The sequence below is a fragment of the Roseateles sp. genome, from assembly GCF_046300915.1.
Taxonomy (GTDB): Bacteria; Pseudomonadota; Gammaproteobacteria; order Burkholderiales; family Burkholderiaceae_C; genus Kinneretia.
Window position 1 is genome coordinate 1 of the sequence record NZ_JBKCLH010000091.1, and the last position, 2,890, is coordinate 2,890.

Here is a 2,890-nt window from a genome sequence, read left to right on the forward strand (position 1 = left end):
GCATGGCTTCAGTCGAGCGCTTCAAGTCTTGGCGCGGCCTTTGCGTGCCTTGCTGACGGTGGCTTGCGCCTCGGCCTCGGCCGCTGCTTCACCGTGGTCGTACTTGGCGATGAAATCGCGCACTTCCGGGTAGACCTTCTCGCGCCAGCGGCGGCCGGAGAAGATGCCGTAATGCCCGGCGCCGACGGCATCGTAGTGGTACTGATGCTCGGGCGCGATGCCGGAGCACAGCGCATGGGCGGCACGGGTCTGTCCGGCGCCAGAGATGTCGTCCAACTCGCCTTCCACGGTCAATAGGGCTGTGCCTTGGATGTCCTGTGGGCGAACCAGCTGACCCTTGACGTTCCAGGTTCCGTTGACCAGCGCAAAGTCCTGGAACACGGTCTTGATGGTGTCCAGGTAGTACTCGGCCGGCATGTCCAGCACGGCGTTGTACTCATCGTAGAACTGGCGGTGGGACTCGGCACTGTCATCGTCGCCGCGCACCAGGTCCAGGAAGTAGTCGTAGTGCGAGCTCAGATGCCGGTCCGGGTTCATGGCCACGAAGCCCGTGTGCTGCATAAAGCCCGGGTAGACCGCGCGACCGGCGCCCGGGTAGTTGGGCGGCACGCGGTAGATGACGTTGTTCTCGAACCAGCTGAAGCTGCGGTTCATGGCCAGGTTGTTGACGGCCGTCGGGCTTCTGCGGGCGTCGATGGGGCCGCCCATCATGGTCATGGAGCGCGGTGTGGCTTCGCCGCGGCTGGCCATCAGGGAGATGGCGGCCAGCACCGGTACCGTGGGCTGGCAGACCGAGATCACGTGGCAGTCGGCCGCACCGATATGGCGGATGAAGTCCTGCACATAGGCGATGTAGTTATCCAGATGGAAGGGGCCCACCTCCAGCGGCACGAAGCGGGCATCGGTCCAGTCGGTGATGAAGACCTTGTGATCCTTCAGCAACTGGCGCACGGTGTCGCGCAGCAGGGTGCTGTGGTGGCCCGAGAGCGGCGCCACCACCAGCACCGTGGGCTGGTCCTTCATCTTGGCAAGCACGGCCGGGTCATCGGTGTAGCGCTTGAAGCGCAGCAGACGGCAGAAAGGCATTTCTAGCGGCACCAGTTCCTGCACGGCCACGTCCACGCCGTCGACCTCCACACTGTGGATGTTGAAGGCCGGCTTCTCATACTCCTTGGCCAGGCGGTGCATCAGGTCCAAGCCCGCCGACACCCGCTGTGACAGGGGCAGATGGGTGAAGGGCGAGAGCGGGTGGCTGTAGAGCTTGGCCGAAGCGCTGGCGAACTCCGCAAAGGGGCTCAGCAGGGCTCGCTGGGTTTCGTAGAGCTGATACAGCATGGAGGGACCTCGCTAAGGGATGGCTGGTGGCCGTGAACCGGATTGCGGGCAGGATCTCGCAACCCGGTAATGGTGCCAGAAATGTTGCAGCGCAACATTACACCGGGCTGGCGGCGGGCCAAAGCCGGCAGGAATGCGCGTTCTGCCCAGCTTCTCAGCTCTTGAGCACGGTCGCCATCGCCTGGGCGACAGCCGGCAGGTTCTTTTCGTTCAGCGCAGCCACGCAGATGCGGCCGGAGTCCACGCCGTAGACGCCGAACTCGCTGCGCAGGCGCTGCATCTGGGCGGCGCTCAGCCCCGAGTAGCTGAACATGCCCTTCTGGCGGGTGACGAAGCTCAGGTCCTGGGTGACGCCGGCGGCCCGCAGGGCCTGGACCAGGGCCTCACGCATGGCGCGGATGCGCAGACGCATGCCGGCCAGCTCGTCCTCCCAGAGCTGGCGCAGGGCGGGGGTGGACAGCACGGTGGCCACGACCTGGGCGCCATGGGTGGGCGGGTTGGAGTAGTTGGTGCGGATGACGATCTTCAGCTGGCTCAGCACCTTGGTGCTTTCCTCGGCCGTGGCGCAGACCACCGAGAGGGCGCCCACGCGCTCGCCATAGAGCGAGAAGCTCTTGGAGAAGCTGGTGGAGACGAAGAAGTCCAGGCCGCTGGCCAGGAACTGCTGGATCACGGCGCCGTCTTCGGCGATGCCCTCGCCAAAGCCCTGGTAGGCCATGTCCAGGAAGGCCACCAGGCCGCGCGCCTTGACGGCGTCCACCACCTGAGCCCACTGGGCCGGCGTGAGGTCATAGCCGGTGGGGTTGTGGCAGCAGGCATGCAGCACGACCACGGTGCCGGCGGGGGCTGCGTTCAGTGCGGCCAGCATGCCCTCGAAATTGATGCCGCGGGCGGCAGCGTCGTAGTAGGGGTAGTTCTCGACCGGGAAGCCGGCGTTGGTGAACAGGGCGCGGTGGTTTTCCCAGCTCGGGTCGGAGATCAGCACCTTGGCGCCCGGGTTCAGGCGCTTGAGGAAGTCGGCGCCGATCTTCAGGCCGCCGGTGCCGCCCAGGGCCTGCACCGTGGCCACGCGCTTGGCGGCCAGCACGGCGCTGCCGGCGCCGAAGACCAGCTCCTGCACGGCCTTGTCGTAGGCGGCGATGCCGTCGATGGGCAGGTAGCCGCGGGCCTTGGGATCGGCCTGCATCTGGGCTTCGGCCTGGGCCACGCACTTCAGCAGGGGCAGCTTGCCGTTCTCGTCGTAGTAGACGCCGACGCCCAGATTGACCTTTGCGGGGTTGGTGTCGGCGTTGAATTGCTCGTTGAGGCCCAGGATGGGGTCGCGGGGGGCCATTTCGACGGCGGCAAACAAGGACATGGACGGCTTTCCTGACATGACGGTGGCAAGAGCGTTCGAGCAATCGAACGGCGCCTGCGCTACCCTTGCGGGTTGCCCAGCCTTGCGATTTTAGGTGGGCCCTTCGCTTCTCTCTTTGTTACTGACCCGGCTCCAGCACATGCAAGATTCAGATCGCCTCATTGACAAAACCGCCGAAGGCGCTGAGGCGCCCAAGGG

Annotated in this window: 2 protein-coding genes; both read right to left on the reverse strand. The window is 65.6% G+C overall.

The window, feature by feature from the left end; genetic code table 11:
• Positions 1-21: 21 nt before the first annotated feature.
• Positions 22-1,335, reverse strand: coding sequence for a polyhydroxyalkanoate depolymerase (locus ACK5F2_RS06975; protein ID WP_409863743.1), 1,314 nt, complete (start codon positions 1,333-1,335; stop codon positions 22-24).
• 154 nt (positions 1,336-1,489) lie between these two features.
• Positions 1,490-2,692: an amino acid aminotransferase gene (locus ACK5F2_RS06980; protein WP_409863745.1), complete on the reverse strand. Its 1,203-nt coding sequence runs from the start codon at positions 2,690-2,692 to the stop codon at positions 1,490-1,492.
• Positions 2,693-2,890: the final 198 nt, after the last annotated feature.

Excerpts from the sequence above, each read along its gene's own strand:
- ACK5F2_RS06975 (WP_409863743.1), bottom strand. The coding sequence starts at position 1,335 with ATGCTGTATCAGCTCTACGAAACCCAGCGAGCCCTGCTGAGCCCCTTT.
- ACK5F2_RS06980 (WP_409863745.1), bottom strand. The coding sequence starts at position 2,692 with ATGTCCTTGTTTGCCGCCGTCGAAATGGCCCCCCGCGACCCCATCCTG.